Annotated in this window: 18 protein-coding genes; 14 read left to right on the top strand and 4 right to left on the bottom strand. The window is 39.5% G+C overall.

The features are described from left to right. The first annotated feature begins 299 nt into the window (after positions 1-299). The gene (gene yfbV / locus VSAL_RS11085; RefSeq protein WP_012550642.1) at positions 300-749 is read left to right on the top strand and encodes a terminus macrodomain insulation protein YfbV; all 450 of its coding nucleotides are present in this window, start codon (positions 300-302) and stop codon (positions 747-749) included. 78 nt (positions 750-827) lie between these two features. Here yfbV and argS read toward each other — a convergent pair whose 3' ends face one another. Next, positions 828-2,561, bottom strand: coding sequence for an arginine--tRNA ligase (gene argS / locus VSAL_RS11080; RefSeq protein ID WP_012550641.1), 1,734 nt, complete (start codon positions 2,559-2,561; stop codon positions 828-830). 184 nt (positions 2,562-2,745) lie between these two features. On the opposite strand from argS, the gene VSAL_RS11075 reads away from it, so the two are divergent. Beyond that, positions 2,746-3,342, top strand: a complete 597-nt coding sequence (locus tag VSAL_RS11075; protein ID WP_012550640.1) for a VOC family protein — start codon at positions 2,746-2,748, stop codon at positions 3,340-3,342. An 85-nt stretch (positions 3,343-3,427) separates the two neighbouring features. Here VSAL_RS11075 and VSAL_RS11070 read toward each other — a convergent pair whose 3' ends face one another. The 3 genes from VSAL_RS11070 to VSAL_RS11060 form a co-directional block, all read right to left on the bottom strand. Then, the gene (locus VSAL_RS11070) at positions 3,428-4,669 is read right to left on the bottom strand and encodes an NAD(P)/FAD-dependent oxidoreductase (RefSeq protein WP_012550639.1); all 1,242 of its coding nucleotides are present in this window, start codon (positions 4,667-4,669) and stop codon (positions 3,428-3,430) included. A gap of 80 nt (positions 4,670-4,749) precedes the next feature. Then, positions 4,750-5,829 (bottom strand): methyltransferase, encoded by a 1,080-nt coding sequence (locus VSAL_RS11065; protein WP_407921288.1) that lies wholly within the window; start codon positions 5,827-5,829, stop codon positions 4,750-4,752. A gap of 92 nt (positions 5,830-5,921) precedes the next feature. Beyond that, the gene (locus tag VSAL_RS11060) at positions 5,922-6,497 is read right to left on the bottom strand and encodes a hypothetical protein (RefSeq protein ID WP_012550637.1); all 576 of its coding nucleotides are present in this window, start codon (positions 6,495-6,497) and stop codon (positions 5,922-5,924) included. Positions 6,498-6,626: 129 nt separating this feature from the next. Between VSAL_RS11060 and VSAL_RS11055 the strand changes: the two genes are divergently transcribed. Genes VSAL_RS11055 through VSAL_RS11000 form a run of 12 tightly spaced genes read left to right on the top strand, consistent with a single transcriptional unit; the run spans position 6,627 to position 17,629 of the window. Then, complete coding sequence (locus VSAL_RS11055) at positions 6,627-7,358, top strand: beta-ketoacyl synthase chain length factor (protein WP_012550636.1); 732 nt, start codon at positions 6,627-6,629, stop codon at positions 7,356-7,358. A 1-nt stretch (position 7,359) separates the two neighbouring features. After that, positions 7,360-8,157, top strand: coding sequence for a lysophospholipid acyltransferase family protein (locus VSAL_RS11050; protein ID WP_012550635.1), 798 nt, complete (start codon positions 7,360-7,362; stop codon positions 8,155-8,157). A gap of 7 nt (positions 8,158-8,164) precedes the next feature. Further along, entirely contained in the window at positions 8,165-8,422 is a 258-nt protein-coding gene (locus tag VSAL_RS11045; protein ID WP_012550634.1) for a phosphopantetheine-binding protein, read from the top strand. Between the two features lie 8 nt (positions 8,423-8,430). Then, positions 8,431-8,682, top strand: coding sequence for an acyl carrier protein (locus tag VSAL_RS11040; protein ID WP_012550633.1), 252 nt, complete (start codon positions 8,431-8,433; stop codon positions 8,680-8,682). Beyond that, positions 8,682-9,242 carry a COG4648 family protein gene (locus VSAL_RS11035; RefSeq protein ID WP_012550632.1) on the top strand — a complete coding sequence of 187 codons (561 nt, stop codon included), beginning with the start codon at positions 8,682-8,684 and terminating at the stop codon, positions 9,240-9,242. Before VSAL_RS11040 ends, VSAL_RS11035 begins: the two co-directional genes overlap by 1 nt. Next, entirely contained in the window at positions 9,239-10,612 is a 1,374-nt protein-coding gene (locus VSAL_RS11030; RefSeq protein ID WP_012550631.1) for an AMP-binding protein, read from the top strand. The genes VSAL_RS11035 and VSAL_RS11030 overlap by 4 nt, the downstream gene beginning before the upstream one ends. An 11-nt stretch (positions 10,613-10,623) precedes the next feature. After that, a complete protein-coding gene (locus VSAL_RS11025) occupies positions 10,624-10,998 on the top strand; it encodes an ApeI family dehydratase (RefSeq protein ID WP_012550630.1) in 375 nt (124 codons plus the stop codon). A gap of 2 nt (positions 10,999-11,000) precedes the next feature. Beyond that, positions 11,001-12,692: a glycosyltransferase family 2 protein gene (locus VSAL_RS11020; RefSeq protein WP_012550629.1), complete on the top strand. Its 1,692-nt coding sequence runs from the start codon at positions 11,001-11,003 to the stop codon at positions 12,690-12,692. After that, positions 12,682-14,217, top strand: coding sequence for an HAL/PAL/TAL family ammonia-lyase (locus tag VSAL_RS11015; protein WP_012550628.1), 1,536 nt, complete (start codon positions 12,682-12,684; stop codon positions 14,215-14,217). Before VSAL_RS11020 ends, VSAL_RS11015 begins: the two co-directional genes overlap by 11 nt. Then, positions 14,217-14,675, top strand: a complete 459-nt coding sequence (locus VSAL_RS11010; protein ID WP_012550627.1) for an acyl-CoA thioesterase — start codon at positions 14,217-14,219, stop codon at positions 14,673-14,675. Before VSAL_RS11015 ends, VSAL_RS11010 begins: the two co-directional genes overlap by 1 nt. A gap of 4 nt (positions 14,676-14,679) precedes the next feature. Continuing rightward, positions 14,680-15,288 carry a LolA family protein gene (locus VSAL_RS11005; protein ID WP_231850845.1) on the top strand — a complete coding sequence of 203 codons (609 nt, stop codon included), beginning with the start codon at positions 14,680-14,682 and terminating at the stop codon, positions 15,286-15,288. Between the two features lie 19 nt (positions 15,289-15,307). Continuing rightward, positions 15,308-17,629: an MMPL family transporter gene (locus VSAL_RS11000; RefSeq protein WP_231850844.1), complete on the top strand. Its 2,322-nt coding sequence runs from the start codon at positions 15,308-15,310 to the stop codon at positions 17,627-17,629. Positions 17,630-17,635: the final 6 nt, after the last annotated feature.

Genomic DNA, 17,635 nt, shown 5'->3' with positions numbered 1-17,635 from the left:
ATTCATCAGTAATTAAGCTATATCGCAACGATATAGCATGACAAATGTAGTGAGTTAACGAAAAATCCCACATTTGTACAAAAAAATTAGCTATCCTTAGAAAGAGCATTACAGCAGTCCTTGCCGATTTATCCTTTTTTAGCTTATAGTAGAACTACAGCAAAAGATAAATCAGTGCATAGGATAACGATTGTGCGCTAAGATAACAAAAATATTTTAAGATAATATTAATTCTAATCAAGTTTATTCTGTATTTTTTTGAATGATTAAACTTTTGTTTAGTTATCGGAGGGGGCAAAATGAGTGATAACGGCTTTTTATTCCGATTCAAAGATGGTCAGACGTATATGGATACGTGGCCTGAACGTAAAGAGTTAGCACCGATGTTCCCTGAACAGCGAGTGATTAAGGCAACTAAATTTGCTGTTAAAGTGATGCCAGCAGTCGCTGTGATCAGCGTATTGACTCAAATGGTGTTTAATAATTCAGCGGCGTTACCACAATCCATCATTATTGCACTCTTTGCTATTAGTATGCCTTTGCAAGGATTTTGGTGGTTAGGTAATCGAGCGAATACTAAATTGCCACCAGCATTAGTAAATTGGTACAGAGAGCTTTATCAAAAAATTATCGAATCCGGGGCGGCATTAGAGCCACTTAAACAGAGACCTCGATATAAAGATCTTGCGAATATTTTGAATAAAGCGTTTAAACAACTAGATAAAACAGCATTAGAACGTTGGTTTTAATACTTTATTACAATAAATCTAGAAATAAAAAAAGGAGCTAATTAGCTCCTTTTTTTGATCTTATGGTTTAGATAGAGATTACATACGCTCTAGCGTTTCAATACCTAATAAATCTAAACCTTGTTTGATTGTTTTTGCTGTTAATGCAGCCAATTTTAGACGACTTTGTTTAATTGATTCATCGTCGTTGTTTAGAATTGGACAGGCTTCATAGAAGCTAGAGAACTGGCCAGCAAGTTCAAATAAGTACGCACACATTAAGTGAGGTTGACCTTCACTTGCTACTGCTTGTACTGCTTCTTCAAACTGCATTAATTTAGTAATTAATGCTTTCTCTTTCTCATCAGTGATCTTAACTTCGCCCGCTAGATTATCCATAGATAGGTCTGCTTTGCTGAAGATAGATGCTACACGAGTGTAAGCATATTGCATATAAGGGGCAGTATTACCTTCAAAGGCAAGTATGTTGTCCCAATCAAAGATGTAATCGGTTGTACGGTGCTTAGAAAGATCTGAGTACTTCACGGCAGCCATTGCGACGGTCGTTGCAATTTTTGCTTTTTCTTCAGTTGATAGATCTTTGTTTTTCTCTTCGATCAGTGCAATTGCGCGTTGCTCTGCTTCATCAAGAAGATCAGCAAGACGAACGGTGCCACCGGCACGAGTTTTGAATGGACGACCATCTTTACCTAGCATCATGCCAAACGCGTGGTGTTCTAAAGATACGCTCTCAGGAACATAACCTGCTTTACGAACGATAGTCCATGCTTGCATTAGGTGTTGGTGTTGACGTGAATCGATGAAGTAAAGTACGCGATCTGCGTTCAGTTCTTCGAAACGGTATTTAGCACAAGCAATATCTGTTGTTGTGTAAAGGAAGCCACCATCACGTTTTTGAACGATAACACCCATTGGATCGCCATCTTTGTTCTTGTATTCGTCAAGGTAAACAACTTGAGCGCCATCACTTTCTACTGCTAGGCCTTTTTCTTGAAGATCAGCAACAATAGGTGCAAGCATGCTGTTATACATACTTTCGCCCATCACGTTATCACGAGTTAATGATACGTTTAGACGGTCATAATTACGTTGGTTTTGAACCATTGTAACGTCGACTAATTTTTTCCACATGTCTGCACAGAAAGCGTCGCCACCTTGAAGTTTTACAACGTAACCACGGGCCGTTACGGCAAACTCTTCATCTTCGTCGTACAGTTTTTTAGATTCACGGTAGAAACCTTCAAGATCAGACAGTTCCATAGAAACTTCGCCTTTCTCTTTTTGGATGCGCTCAAGGTTTGCGATAAGCATACCAAACTGAGTACCCCAGTCACCGATGTGGTTAGCACGAGTCACGTTGTGGCCTAAAAACTCAAGAGTACGAACAACAGCATCACCAATGATGGTTGAACGAAGGTGACCTACGTGCATTTCTTTAGCAACGTTTGGTGCTGAGTAATCGGCTACGATATTTTGTTTGGTTTCTAGTGCTACGCCTAGACGTTCGTCAGCTAAAGCTGCTTCTGCTTGCTTAGCTAGAAATTCTTCAGACAAGAAAATGTTAATGAAGCCAGGGCCTGCAATTTCAGTTTTGCTAGCGATGCCATCAAGATCTAAAACATCCAGTACTTTCTGAGCAAATTCTCGCGGGTTTGTACCTAGTCGCTTAGCTACGCCCATTACGCCGTTAGCTTGGTAGTCACCAAATTGAGCTTTTGCAGATTGACGAACGGCGGCAGGGCTGCCCGCTGGCGCGCCGGCTGCTTCTAACGCTTGAGAAACTTTGTCGTTAATAAGTGATTGAATATTCAAAGAGTTATCCTTCATATCGCTGTTAAACAGGAATGCTGTTGCATGGAAAGCAAAATAGTCGCTAATAATAGCAATAAAATAGGGGATATTTAATAGTTTCTGCTATTTTTTCTTAAGAGTCTAAACATCAAGTAAAGAGGTTGCTACAATTCGGTTTCTCTTCTTCAATCGTTAGGTTGCCCTCATGTCATCACTATTATTAAAAGAACAACAATTAGAGCCTCAGCAGTTAATTTGTGTGTTACCTGCTTTTATGGATAAAATTCAAGTCTTGTTGAATGTACTGGGTTTGGATTTAACCGAATATCAAGCGGATCATATTGCTTTGCGAATTAATGATCGCGGCGTTGCTCAAGCGGCGCATCAAATGTGGCTGCAACAGGCAACAGAATGGTCAAATAACGAGATTAATGGTCGTCCAATTATCGCTTTAGGTTTTAATCAACCTTTAGAGAGTCGTGGATGGTCTATTGAATGTTTAGAATTACCTTATCCTGGAGAGAAAACTTACCCTCAACAAGGGTGGGAGCATATTGAATGGGTAATACCGTGTGAGGTTAATTCTCAAGAAGAATTTCTGACTTACTTATTTTCTATATTTCCTATACTTAAAGAAAAGTGGTCAGAATTGGCGTCTTTGGGTGTAAAAGTAAAGCAGAGTTGTCCATCTGGTGAAGCAGAACGAATTGCAAATTATACCGTGGCTTTTAAGTATCAAGGGGTATGTATTAAATTGCATCCACACAGTTTGAAAGCAGTGATAGAGAGCGAACAAGCCTAATCATTACTTATTAAATCAAAACAAAAAAGGCAGCCTATTTTTAGACTGCCTTTTTGTTTCCACGACTTTTAAGCTTGTGTTGAAGTTATTTAGTTACAGGTTTACATAGTTCAGCAATAACTTTCAAACGACGTTCTGGTTCTGCGACAAACGGGTTTTCTTCATCCCATGCATAGCCTGCTAAAATGGCACAGATCATTTGTTTAATCTTAGGGTTTGGATCGTCGTGAAAAATAACGTCCTGAAATGAGCCTTCATACCATCCTTCAACATAACAACGAAATGTATTTACGCCCTTCATTAGCTTGTCTGAATAATCAACTTGCCAATCAACCTCTTCTTGGTTGAATTGCTTAATTAATAAATCAGCGGCTAACTCTGCTGATTTCATCGCGATGGTTACGCCAGATGAAAAGACAGGGTCTAAAAACTCACCAGCATTCCCCAATAGCGCAAAATTTCGGTCAAATAATTTGGTCACATTAGCAGAATAACCCATGATTTCTCCACAAGGGTTAGGGTATTGAGCATTGACTAATAAGGTTCTTAAATTGTCTTCTTCCAACGCCAGTTGTTTCAGTGCCTCTGTATTGTCTTGTGAATAGCCTTCAAAAAACTCAGGTTCACCAACGACACCAAAAGAGCAGGTTCCATTGCTGAATGGGATCAACCAATACCAGACTTGAGTATTTGTTGGGTGGACTGAGATTAATATTTTATCGCGGTCATAACTCTCAGTCGAAATATTATCAATAATATGGGTAAAAATGGCTTTTCGTGGCGGGAGACAAGAAGGTTCTTCTAATTCTAACAACCTTGGTAACACACGACCAAATCCACTGGCATCCAATATGAAATCGGCTTCAATGTAATAAGGGTGACCATCGGCATCAAGGACAGAAAGTAATGCTTTGGGTTGCGAGACATCAACGTGTGTAATTTCATGTTGATAGCGGATCTCAACCCCTTGCTCTTGAGCGCTATCAGCTAACACTTTATCAAAATTACCGCGTTGAACTTGAAAGGTTGTTCCAGCACCGTCTGAAAATTTTTCAGTAAAATCAAAAGAAGTAAACGTGCCGTTAAAATGAAATGCTGCGCCATTTTTGTATTGAAAAGAAGCATTTTTTACTGCATCAAGCATGCCTGCTTTTTTGATTGATTCCATGCAAGCAGGAAGTAAACTCTCGCCAATAGAAAAACGAGGAAAAGTGGATTTTTCTAGTACGATACAATCGATATTGTGCTTTTTAAGCAACGCAGCAGCAATAGACCCTGATGGGCCTGCACCAATAATGGCAACGTGGGTTGATTGTGGTGTAGACACAGAAATTCCTCATTCATGCAGGTGTATTACCACCTGCCATTGTTTTATTTTTTAATAGGGATGTTGCTATGGTTTAAGCGTTATTTAGCTTTAAGTTCAAGTAGAGTATGATCTAATCCAATATTATTCGTTTGTTCCGCAACAATGAATCCAGCTTCGCTAATGATCTCTAAGAAATCACCGCAACGATAAAAACGACTGTTTCCGTTTGCTAAACAAGTAAAGTATAGCGATGTTGCATTTAAACTGTATGACGCAGCATCGTACTTTTGAGCATCCCAAAACAGCTCAAGAATATAGACTTTAGCATCGATGGACATAGCCGCACGAACACGCTTAAGAATGCTTAATATTTCCATTGGAGAGAAGCAATCTAGAAATTGGCTCATCCACCAGACATCAGCACCTTGAGGCAATGGCAGTGTTTTATCTAACATATTGGTAGGATGGCCGTTAATACGGTCGGCAAAGCCTTGCTGTTCTGCGTTTTTTAACGCCATTTCAATTTGCTGTGGTAAATCGATAATCGTAACGTTAACGTCAGAATCGTATTTACAACACTCTAAAGCCCATTTCCCTGTATTGCCGCCAATATCAAACAAACGTTGAGGCTTTTGGCTCAATACTTTTTCTAATAATATTGGGAATGAACGATCAGAATAGAAGTGATCAAACTTAAACCAGCTTTCTTTTGCTTTCTCAGGTAAACGAGACAATCCTTCATAGATTGTAGGCCAATCACCAAGCTCTTTTAAGCCTGCTGGCGTTCCTTCTTTTATTGATTCGGTTAAATGCATCATCGCGGCATAGCATACATCTGCCGTGAAATCTAAATTGGCGTTTGTCATGCCATCATGCAATAAAAAGTGACCTAAATTGGCTTGAATATAATTAGGTTCATTCCACGTGACAATATGAGCACTTAACGCCATATCCAATAGTACTTTGACACCATACTCAGAGATATCAGTGCTTTCTGACAATTGTTGTGCGTTTAATCCTAGGTTTCCTGCCTTGTCTAATGCGGCAAGAATACCTAAATCTCTCAATGTACGAGCTGTATGAAAAACGATAGGAGCAAAAGAGAGTTTTTGAGCTTCAGTTTTTGCTTCTAAGGCATTAAAAGGGTCATTAGTATATTGGGTCACAAAATTGGCCATATTATTAGAAAGTAAATGGATCATATCAGCTGTATCGGTGTAAACCTTGTTCAAAAGCAAGAAATGACAGATATGAATTAGGTATCAATAGATTAGTCGATAATTTTTGAAACGACATTATCTTTAAATTGCACTTTAAATGTATTAAATCGGCTTTTCCAATATAACCATTCGTTGCCGTCTAAACTCGGTGTTCTATGCTCTGGTGGAAAGCCTATCGCGTATTCTACCGCTTCTTTTGTCATGCCTTCTTTAACAATACCGTCTTTGATACCTTGTTGGTCTAAAGTGCTTAATGCATTTACTTTTGAGGTATTACATTCAGTACCAAAATAATGGCTTAAGTATGCTGTGAAGTCAGGAGAGGATTTGTGTTTATCTAAGGTATATTGTTGGTCGGATGATTTGACTTTGAAGATCAATCGCTTGCTATTTAGGCTAATGATATCGACTTGAGAGCAAAGTGGAATTAAGCCATCTTGTTGGTAATTAACAGAATAAAGTTTAAGGCGATTTGAATCAGGGTGTAGATTGACTAATGTATAAACTGGTTTTGTCGTGTGAGATAAATCTTCACCTGTTGTTTTGTCAGTTAGTGGGATAACGCTAGCACAACTACTTAATAATAATGCACTTATTGTCAGTAATATTGATTTCTTAAATGACATATATACCCTTATTTATGCATCTATTTATATATTTACCGTATGCTTTGCCGCTTTTGTATTTGCGCCAAGTCACTGAATTCATATATCCTATACGACTATAGTCACAAATTGTAATGTTTTTACTATTAGATGGGCATCATGGCATACGCAAATTTTAATATAATCGATTGGCACGCAATTTCGACTGGATTAGGAAATCGAAGTGATTGGCTTCTATGGTCAGAAAGTGATTTTACTTGGCCAGAAGACGGTAAAATACCGGTTGATAAAATTCCTGCGATGGCTCGACGTCGAATGAGTTCATTGAGTAAATTAGCGGTTCAAACTGCCTTAACGTTCTCTGAACATAATTCGATAGATTATTTGGTTTTTGCAAGCCGCCATGGTGAATTAACCAGAACCACGACATTACTTGAAGACATTTTAAAAGGAGAAGATGCCTCTCCAATGGCGTTCTCTCAATCGGTTCATAATACGGCCTCTGGTTTATTTACGATCAGTGCCAAAAAACCAATTCCGGTGACCTCTATTGCCGCCGGAGAAAATACCTTTCACTCTGCATTAGTTGAAGCCGCTGCCTATCTTTATGAAAATCCAGACCATAATGTATTAGTGGTGGATTTTGATGAACCGACGTCTTCCCATTATAAAGAATTTGAAACTGACACTTATCAAGGCTACGCATTAGGATTGATATTAAGCAGTGGACAAGATATTTCGATTGCATGGAGCAATAAACCATCAATCAGTTCTTCATCCTTGCCTCATGGGTTGCAATGTATTGCTAACTTAGTAGGATCAAAGGATAAATGGAATGTTGATAGCAAATCAACTCAATGGACATGGACTCGTATTAAGTAGAATGACAGTACTCTCACGAATAGATAAATATTGGCGAATTATAGCGACGGGAATTTGTTTTTCGTTGTTTGGTATTGGCGCTCTTTGTTTAACTTTTGTGATATTTCCGACGTTGACGTTTACGGCTAAAAATGCCAAACAACGTGAAATACGTGTGCAGTTGATCATTCAGCGCAGTTTTCTTCTTTTTTGTAAAACGATGCATTATAGCCGAGCCATTAAATACCAATTTGATGGCGCTGAATTGTTACGAGAAGACCGTAATTGTTTAATTGTCGCAAATCATCCTAGCTTAATTGATTATGTTTTAATTGCTTCACAATTACCGCAGTGTGACTGTATTGTTAAAGCCGTTTTATGGCATAATCCCTTTATACGTGGGATTGTTAGGGCCGCTGGCTACATTCCAAATCGTGAACCCGAAGTGTTTTTAGATGATTGTTCAGAAAAACTCAATTCAGGAAATATTTTACTCGTCTTTCCTGAAGGGACAAGAACAACGCCTGGCGTTCAATCAAAATTACAGCGAGGTGCTGCTCAAATAGCAGTACGTAGTGAAAGTGATGTTCGAATTATACATATTAGTGTGGCACCAAGCTTTTTGACGAAAGAAGCAAAATGGTATGAAGTCCCTGATGTGCGTCCATTCTTTCATGTCCAAGTAAAAGAGAAGGTTACGATCGCCTCTTTTATTGAAGAAGCTGATTCATTGCCATCAGCCGCTCGAAATTTTAATCGATTTTTAGATACAGCTTTGTATCCAATAAATGAATTTAACTCATCAAACGAAAAAAAGTAGGTCATTGATGGAAGCATTACACAACGAACTTAAATTATTAATCATTGAAGCATTAAATCTAGAAGATATTTCAGTGGATGATATTGAAACAGAAGCCCCTTTGTTTGGCGATGGCTTAGGTCTAGATTCAATTGATGCGTTAGAATTGGGTTTAGCGATTAAGAAAAAATACAACTTAGTGTTAGATGCTGATGATACCAATACACGTGAACATTTTGCATCAGTGGCTAATTTAGCGGCTTACATTACTGAAAATAAGGCGTAGAAACTAAAATGACTGATGTGAATAAAGAACAAGTATTAGAGCAAGTGACGTCTGCGCTGGTTGAGTTATTTGAAATTGATGCTGCTGACATTACGTTGGATGCTAAATTATATACCGATCTGGACTTAGACAGCATTGATGCGGTTGATTTGGTTGTCCACTTGCAAAAAGTGACAGGCAAAAAGATTAAACCAGAAGAATTTAAAGAAGTTCGCACTGTCGAAGACGTTGTTAATTCAGTCGCTGCACTTTTAAAATAATGCGTTGGCTGACGGTATTGTCAGCCATTGCACTGCTTGCCTATCCGCTAGCGGTTTACTACGGTCTTCACTTTGGTGGAATTACGACAGTAGCAGGCGTGCTAGCGGTGTTGTTTTTAGTGCGAATGGTTGGTGGAAAACAAGTTCCGATTAAAGAGCTAAAATACATAGCGATGATCAGTGGGGCTGCAGGGATAATACTTACGGGTTTAGGTTGGATATTTCGATCTGAAGGGTGGTTCACTTTTTATCCTGTGATCGTCAATGTCGTCATGTTTTGTGTCTTCTTTTGGACTTTATTTCAACCTCAAAGCATGATTGAACGTTTTGCTCGTCTTCAAGAGCCTGAATTACCACAAAGCGGTATCAAATACACAAGAACAGTGACGAAAGTTTGGTGTGTTTTTTTTGTTATTAACGGCTCTATTTCTCTCACAACTTGTTTTTTAGAGATGAAAGTGTGGATGCTGTATAACGGCTTTATTAGTTATTTGCTTATTGGAACATTATTTGTGAGTGAGTGGTTAATTCGCCAATGGATAAAGAGAAAAGAAGCATGACCTACACATCACTTTCTCATCTGACATTACAATCTAATGCCTCTCATTCCGTGTGTTTCGATGAACAACATAACGTTACTGGTTATGAAAAGTTTCAACAAGACGTTCAAATTTTCAGTGCGTATTTAAGTGATAAACCTCAGAGAAAATGGGCGCTGTGTTTTGAAAATAGCTATGCTTTTTCTGTGGCGTTTATGGCATTGGCTCATGCGGGTAAGCATCTTATTTTACCAGGAAATCATCAACCCGCAGCCTTGACTGAATTGGCTCAACATTTTGATGCATTATTGCATGATGACATTATTGAAACGATGCCTTGTGAGATCCATATTAACTACAATGCGGTAGATTTATCGATTCAACATACGGAAAAACTATCTCCTCTTTCTTTGTGTGATATCCCGTTAACGCTGTTTACATCGGGCTCAACCGATACCCCTAAACCCATTAATAAGACCCTGCAATTATTGGATAACGAAATACAACAATTAGAATTGTTGTGGGGTGAAAAAGTCAAAGACTCAGAATGTTATAGCACCGTTTCTCATCAACATATTTATGGCTTGTTGTTCCGAGTACTGTGGCCATTGTGTTCAGGACGCGCGTTTAGCCAAACAAATTTCATTTATCCTGAGCAAATTTTATCTCATCACTCATCACATCCAAAGACCTTGGTTTGTAGTCCCGCATTATTAAAACGTCTTATTGACCATGAAGGCTATAATGAGTATCAGGTGGTATTTTCTTCGGGTGGCCCATTAGCGATTGAAGGCGCGGATCAAAGTGAGGCTAAATTATCATCACGACCATTTGAAGTATATGGCAGTACAGAAACGGGTGGGGTGGGTTATCGCCAGCAAACCGAACCCTGTTCATTGTGGACGTTTTTTCCGTCTCATCAAGCGCGCTTGAATATTGAGCATTGTTTGGAATTATTGTCTCCGTTCATTGATGACGCACTATGGTACCCAACGAGCGATTATTGTGATTTGCTTGAAAATGGTCAATTTATGTTGAAAGGCCGAGTTGATCGAGTCATTAAAATTGAAGAAAAGCGTCTTTCATTAACGGAAGTTGAGAAACGTTTAACACAATTAATATGGATAGATGACGCCGCCGTTATTTCGATGGAAGAAGAAAAGCGCACTGTTTTAGGTGCTGTTATTGTGCTTTCTGACGCTGGGAACGAATTAATGCAACAGGGGTCAAAAGGGAAGTTTTGGCTCAAATTACGCTCTGAACTGAGAGAATGGTTAGAACCAGTAGGGATCCCTAGACGATTCAGAGCGGTAGATGAAGTTCCATTAAATAGTCAAGGTAAGCGCCAAATGCGTGATTTACAGCAGCTGTTTAATGACATTAATGATTAAAAGAAGTACTCATGACAAAACGTAAGCCGACAATTCTGTCCACCGAAGTCGTCATTCAAGATGATGCGCATTCAAGTGTCGTTATTACGATGAAAATAGACGCTGATATTTTGGATTTTACTGGGCACTTCCCTGGTCATCCCTTATTACCAGGGGTGACTCAGGTTGATTGGGCCGTTTATTATGGTCAAGTGTATTTGAACGCGAATTCCGTGTTTAAAGGGATGGAAGTACTCAAATTTCAAGAACCAATTTTACCCAATACAGAAGTAATATTGGATCTAAAGTGGGTGAAAGAAACAGAAAAACTGTATTTTTCATTTACATCACATCAGAGTGATAGCATCCATAAACATTCTTCTGGCCGAATTCTATTAGGGCAATAAAAATGACTACTTTCCGTCCTTGTTTTTTAATTCCGTGTTACAACCATGGTGAAACGGTCCCAAAGGTTGTTGATGCACTGAGTTCATTCAATTATCCAATTTTAATTATTGATGATGGAAGCGAAAGCGAAACCAAGAAAATTTTAATGAAAGTAGCAGAAGACAATGCTTCTGTAACCTTGATTACATTAGGTAAAAATCAAGGAAAAGGCGGAGCCGTTATCGCGGGTATTGAAGCTGCTTATCAACAAAGCTTCAGTCATACCATTCAAATTGATGCCGATGGTCAGCATGACTTGGCCGCATTACCTCAATTGATTACAGAATCTCAGCGGCACCCAACGGCATTGATTTCAGGGCAACCTGTTTATGATGAGTCCGTTCCTAAATCTCGTTTATATGGCCGTTATGTCACTCATGTTTGGGTATGGATAGAAACGCTGTCTTTCTCTATCAAAGACAGTATGTGCGGCTTTCGTTCGTATCCAGTAGGTCCAACCATTAATGTTCTCGAACGAACGGTTATCGGTCGTCGCATGGATTTTGATACTGAAATCATGGTACGAATGTACTGGAATGATACTGATATTCGTTTCATTAATACTCGGGTTATTTATCCTGAAAATGGGATTTCTCACTTTGATGCACTGTGGGATAACGTAAACATTAGCTGGATGCATACCAAACTGTTTTTTGGCATGTTGCCACGTATCCCTTCATTACTAAAACGTAAACCGGTTCAAAGCGACCATTGGTCTGCTCATGCAGAGCGTGGCACCATTCTCGGAATGCAGTTGTTGTTGTGGGTTTATTCTACTTTTGGTCGCGGTGTTTTCTCATTATTTCTAAAACCGGTTATGGCGTATTACTACTTGCGTGGTGGTCCTGTAAAACAAGCCTCTGATGATTATATTCAGCAAATTGAAGCGTATGCAAGAGTGAAGGGGATCGTGTTACCTGAAAAATTATCTCCTTATCGTCATCTTGTTTCCTTCGGTGAGACGATGTTAGATAAGCTGGCGGCGTGGCGCGGAGATTTTTCAGATAAAAATTTAACGGTTCATGGAGTAGAGCATTACGAAGAATTATTTAACAGAGAAAAAGGCATTGTTATGCTTGGATCTCATTTAGGTAATTTAGAATTATGTCGTGCACTCAGTCGTCGACACAAGGATCTTAAAATTAATGCGTTGGTTTTCACTGAACATGCCGAACGTTTTAATGCCGTAATGAAAGCTGTTAACCCTCAATCTGAAGTCAACGTGATTCAAGTGGGTAAAATGGGGCCAGACACCGCTATTTTACTGCAACAAAAAATTGATGCCGGTGAATGGATAGTGATTGTGGGTGACAGAACGTCGGTCACAAAAGAAGATCGTGTTATTTGGGCGGATTTCTTAGGCAAACCAGCCCCCTTTCCTCAAGGGCCATTTATGTTGGCCTCTATTTTAAAACAACCCGTTTATTTAATGTTTGGATTACGTGACGATACTCAAAAAGAACCTCGCTTTGATGTGTATTTTGAACCGTTTTCAGAACAAATTATATTACCTCGTGGACAGCGAGAAGAGGCTTTACAAGAAGTCGTGCAAAACTATGCTCAACGCTTAGAGCATTTCACACTGAAAGCACCATCACAATGGTATAACTTTTTTAATTTTTGGCAGTTAACTGGAAAGAAAGATGACAACTAATTCAATTACATTTGGTAAAGGACGTCTGACGATTGAAGACGTTGTTGAGATCGCAAATGGTGCTGATGCACAACTTAATAATTCCGATGCATTCACTGCCAAAATTGATCGAGGTGTAGAATTTTTAGAACGTCTTTTACGAGAAGAAGGCGTTATTTATGGCGTAACAACAGGGTATGGGGATTCTTGTACTGTTGCTATTCCAATGGATTTAGTAGATGAACTGCCACTGCATTTAACTCGTTTTCATGGTTGTGGCTTGGGCGAGAACCTTGACGAACAACAATCCCGTGCAGTATTAGCGACACGTTTGTGTTCATTATCTCAGGGTGTATCCGGCGTAACTCACGATCTATTAAACCAAATTGTGACGCTAATTAATCACGGTATTTCACCTCGTATCCCTCAAGAAGGATCGGTGGGTGCAAGCGGTGACTTAACGCCATTATCTTATCTTGCGGCTACTTTAATCGGTGAACGTGAAGTTATTTATAAAGGCGAAATCCGTCCAACGGCAGACGTGTTTAAAGCGTTGAATATTACGCCAATTAAGCTAAAGCCAAAAGAAGGTTTAGCATTAATGAATGGTACGTCAGTAATGACAGCACTTGCTTGTTTAGCTTACAAACGTGCTGAATATTTAGCGCAAATGGCGACTAAAATTACCGCCATGGTGTCTGTGGGTATGCAAGGTAATGACTTCCATTTTGATGAAGCGTTATTTGCGGTTAAACCGCATCCAGGTCAGCAACAAATTGCGGCATGGTTACGTTCTGATTTGCATAATGAAACACCACCAAGAAACAGTGATCGTCTGCAAGATCGCTATTCACTGCGTTGTGCTCCTCATGTTATTGGTGTACTTCAAGATAGCCTGCCTTTCTTACGTCAAATGATTGAGAATGAGTTAAACAGTGCCAATGATAATCCAATTATCGATGGTGATAATGAACGCGTTCTGCATGGTGGACACTTTTACGGCGGTCATATCGCAATGGCGATGGACATGCTAAAAACAGCGGTGGCAAACATTGCTGATCTACTGGATCGCCAAATGGCGCAGTTAATGGACTATAAGTTCAATAACGGCTTACCATTTAACTTAACGGGTGCAACAGGCGCGCGTAAACCGATTAACCACGGGTTTAAAGCCGTACAAATCGGCATTTCAGCGTGGACAGCAGAAGCGCTTAAGGGCACGATGCCTGCGAGTGTATTCTCACGTTCAACTGAATGTCATAACCAAGATAAAGTAAGCATGGGCACCATTGCATCACGCGATTGTTTACGTGTTCTACAGCTGACAGAACAAGTGACCTCAGCGTCATTACTTGCCGCAACTCAAGCATTAGTCTTACGTGAAAGACAAGGTGAATTGAGTGATAAAGAACTGAGCGTTGAGTTAAAAACCATGCGTGATGCGGTATTGTCTGAGTTTGAATTTGTGAATGAAGATCGACCGTTAGAGCATGACTTACGTAACTTTATCGAAAAAATTCAACAACAACATTGGACACTTTATTAATGTCAAACCCTGTGATTAACACGGATGGATCACCAACGTTGAACGTATTGAGTTCAGAGGTGTTGATCACAACGGCTTTTCAAGATGCAGACCCGATGGGCATCATCTACCATGGAAACTATTTTCGATTTTTTGAGACGGCAGGTCATGAACTGTTGAAAAAAATTGGTTATAGCTACAATGATATGGTTGAGTCAGGTTATGTCTGGCCAATCATTGATGTCGGTGTTCGTTATGTAAAATCAATTCGTTATGATCATACCATTCGAGTTGTTGCCACATTAACGGAATGGGAAAATCGAATGCGTGTGAATTATGTTATTTACGATGCCGAATCAGGGGTGCGTATGACAAAAGGACACACGATGCAAGTAGCTGTCAGTATTGAAAGCGATGAGATGTGTTTTGTTTCACCTCATGTATTTACCGATAAAGTAGAGGCTTACCATAATGGGTAACAGAGTGAATAGAAAAACAGCTTGGATAGCGGCATTTTTTTTATTATTTAGTGTGAATAGCTTTGCATTTAGTGTCGATGATTTACAGCAACAATTATCCCAATCAACACTGGTTCGTGGTGAGTTTAGTCAAGTCAGAACCATGCAGATGTTTAACCACCCTTTAAGTACGTCTGGCACTTTTTTGCTAGAACATGATAAAGGGTTACTCTGGCAACAAAACACACCATTTCCAATTTATTTAACGCTAACAAAGAATAAGTTACGCCAATCGATTAATGGGGAATCTCAGGTTATGAATGATTCTGAAAACCCAATGGCGTTTTATTTTACTCGTTTATTTCTGTCCTTATTCAAAGGTGACACTAAAGCGATTCAAGAAAATTTCACCATGACATTAACAGGCTCAAAAGAAGGGTGGATTTTATTGTTAACCCCGAAATCTGCACCGATTAACAGTGTGTTTGAAACGATTAAAATTGAAGGCGGTGTGTATTTGAATCGTGTTGTTTTAAGAGAAGTCCGTGGTGACGTTACTGAGATGATATTTTCAAACCAATCATCAACACCTAGTGTATTAACAGAAGAAGAGTTACGTGCCTTTACTTTCTAATTGTATGAAATCGGCCTTAATGAAACCACGACAACTTGCTGTCGGTTGGTTATTGGTATTGAGTGTGATTACAGGGTTGTTTGGTTATCAATGGTACTCAAAAGGTGCCTTTCCTATTGAAACTAATATCCTGGCGCTTCTGCCTGATAATCAACAAGATAAGGTGGCTCAGCAGGCTTTTGATAGCATTGCAGACACCATGAGCGACAAAGTGGTGTTTGTTGTTAACCAAACCAAGAATAATTATAAACAACTGTTTGACGCAGTGGATCAGTTTTCTCATCAACTTTCAGACTTACCTTTGTTTGATTCTGTTACGGCTACCATCAGTGAAAATCAACAACAAGCGTGGGGGATATATTACTTTCCTGCTCGTGCTCAGTTGTTAACGGAAAAGCAAAAAGAGCAGTTAACAACGGCACCAGATCAACAAGTCCAAAAGGTATTACAAGCACTGTACAATCCATTTTCTGGAGTCACGGGTGCCGAGCTAGAAAATGATCCTTTTTTATTATTTCGAGATTTCTTATCAGGGTTAACTCAGAGTTCGGGTCATTTTCAAATCGAAAATGGGTATTTGACGGTTAAATCCGATCAAGCAAAGTACGTGGTGATCACCGCTGATCTTGCTGGATCTTCTTACCAGTTGTCATTACAACAACAATTGCCGCAGCTTGTCGAGTTAGAGCAAACTATTCAACAGGCTTTTTCAGTAGAGATACAACATACTGGTGTTATTTTTTATGCTGCTCATGGCACTGAAAGTGCTAAAAGCGAAATAAGTACCATTGGTCTTGGCTCTTTGATTGGTATTCTTGTTTTAATTCTATTGGTTTATCGCAGTACGTTACCACTCACTTTGGCTTTATTGTCTATCTCGACAGGTCTGTTTTGTGCGTATGTTTTGACGATTTGGCTCTTTGGTTCCATTCATTTATTCAGTTTAGTGTTTGGTGCAAGTCTGATTGGAGTATCCATTGATTATGCTTTTCATTTTTTAACGGATCGCTTAAATGCGGGTAATAAATGGAATTCAACGAAAGGAATACAGCAACTTTTTCCTGCAATAACGCTTGGCTTGATTACGAGCTTAGTGGGTTATTTGGGGATGCTTGTTGCACCATTTCCCGGTTTACAACAGTTATCACTATTTTCTGCGATTGGATTAACTGCGGCGTATTTCACCGTCGTGTGTTGGTATCCGTTATTGGCCACGAAGCCAAATAAATACCAAGTTATTCCTGCTCAACGCGCATTGGGTCAATGGTTATTGGTATGGCGTCAGCCGTTAATCAGAATCGTTCTTCCTTTGAGTTTGTTGGTGGCTTCTGGCTTTGGTGTATATAAAGCACAATACGACGATGATATTCGACAACTGCAAGCATTGCCTCAAGTGCTTCAGCAGCAAGAAAGAGAGATAAAAGCCATCACGGGTGTTGGTGGATCTCAACAATTACTCTTGGTTCGAGCGGATACAGAAGAAGAGTTATTACAGAAGTTAGAATCGGTTTCTAACCAACTTGAACAGAAAGAAAATTTTGGTGGTTTTCAAACGATAAGCCGTTATGTTCCATCAGAAAAAACACAGCGTGAGAATTATCAGCGAGTAAAAGCATTATATGCACAGCAAGCGGATAACTATCACACTGTGATACAGCAAAAAGTGCCCTTGTTATTTTCTCAACCATTTACACCATTAACGATTGACGGTTTTCTCGCATCGCCTATTTCTGATACGGTGGGTTTTTTATGGCTTGGTAAGATAGACGATGTGGTGGCCTCGGTGATCACGTTTAATAAAGCGGTCGATAGCCAAGAGTTACACGCGTTTGCTGAGAAGCAAAATATAACGTACTTGAATAAAGCGGAAGAAATTTCGACGTTGTTTGGGCAATATCGTGAACGCATTACTGAATTGTTATTGATAGCCTACGGAGCCATTTTTTTATTACTGTTGCCTCGATATGGTTTAAAGCAAGGGTTCTTAATTGTGTTACCCCCCTTTATCGCTGGGTGTGCAGGGCTCGCTGTGACGGTATTTACGGGAGTGGCATTGAATTTATTTAACTTACTCGCGTTAATGTTGATCTTAGGGATAGGTATAGACTACACCTTATTTTTTGCTGAGCAGAATAAACAAGAAGACGACTCACATACCGAAAGTACTCTGTTGGCAATTTCGTTATCGGCGTTAACCACCATCCTTTCTTTTGGGTTATTAGCGTTAAGTGAAACTCAAGCGATACACAGTTTTGGTATTACGGTACTGACGGGTATCATCGTGGCTTGGTTATTGGCCCCCTTGAGTCAAAATATGAACCCACACAATAAAGTTCGATAGGACAGA

The organism is Aliivibrio salmonicida LFI1238 (genome assembly GCF_000196495.1).
Taxonomy (GTDB): domain Bacteria; phylum Pseudomonadota; class Gammaproteobacteria; order Enterobacterales; family Vibrionaceae; genus Aliivibrio; species Aliivibrio salmonicida.
The sequence above is the reverse complement of the archived record's forward strand: the minus strand, read 5'-3'. Positions and strand labels throughout refer to the sequence as shown.

Coding starts and splice junctions, on each gene's coding strand:
- VSAL_RS11010 (WP_012550627.1), top strand. CDS start 14,217: ATGTCAAACCCTGTGATTAACACGGATGGATCACCAACGTTGAACGTA.
- VSAL_RS11060 (WP_012550637.1), bottom strand. CDS start 6,497: ATGTCATTTAAGAAATCAATATTACTGACAATAAGTGCATTATTATTA.
- VSAL_RS11045 (WP_012550634.1), top strand. CDS start 8,165: ATGGAAGCATTACACAACGAACTTAAATTATTAATCATTGAAGCATTA.
- VSAL_RS11000 (WP_231850844.1), top strand. CDS start 15,308: ATGAAACCACGACAACTTGCTGTCGGTTGGTTATTGGTATTGAGTGTG.
- VSAL_RS11055 (WP_012550636.1), top strand. CDS start 6,627: ATGGGCATCATGGCATACGCAAATTTTAATATAATCGATTGGCACGCA.
- VSAL_RS11030 (WP_012550631.1), top strand. CDS start 9,239: ATGACCTACACATCACTTTCTCATCTGACATTACAATCTAATGCCTCT.
- VSAL_RS11050 (WP_012550635.1), top strand. CDS start 7,360: ATGACAGTACTCTCACGAATAGATAAATATTGGCGAATTATAGCGACG.
- VSAL_RS11035 (WP_012550632.1), top strand. CDS start 8,682: ATGCGTTGGCTGACGGTATTGTCAGCCATTGCACTGCTTGCCTATCCG.
- VSAL_RS11025 (WP_012550630.1), top strand. CDS start 10,624: ATGACAAAACGTAAGCCGACAATTCTGTCCACCGAAGTCGTCATTCAA.
- VSAL_RS11040 (WP_012550633.1), top strand. CDS start 8,431: ATGACTGATGTGAATAAAGAACAAGTATTAGAGCAAGTGACGTCTGCG.
- VSAL_RS11020 (WP_012550629.1), top strand. CDS start 11,001: ATGACTACTTTCCGTCCTTGTTTTTTAATTCCGTGTTACAACCATGGT.
- yfbV (WP_012550642.1), top strand. CDS start 300: ATGAGTGATAACGGCTTTTTATTCCGATTCAAAGATGGTCAGACGTAT.
- VSAL_RS11015 (WP_012550628.1), top strand. CDS start 12,682: ATGACAACTAATTCAATTACATTTGGTAAAGGACGTCTGACGATTGAA.
- VSAL_RS11065 (WP_407921288.1), bottom strand. CDS start 5,829: ATGGCCAATTTTGTGACCCAATATACTAATGACCCTTTTAATGCCTTA.
- VSAL_RS11075 (WP_012550640.1), top strand. CDS start 2,746: ATGTCATCACTATTATTAAAAGAACAACAATTAGAGCCTCAGCAGTTA.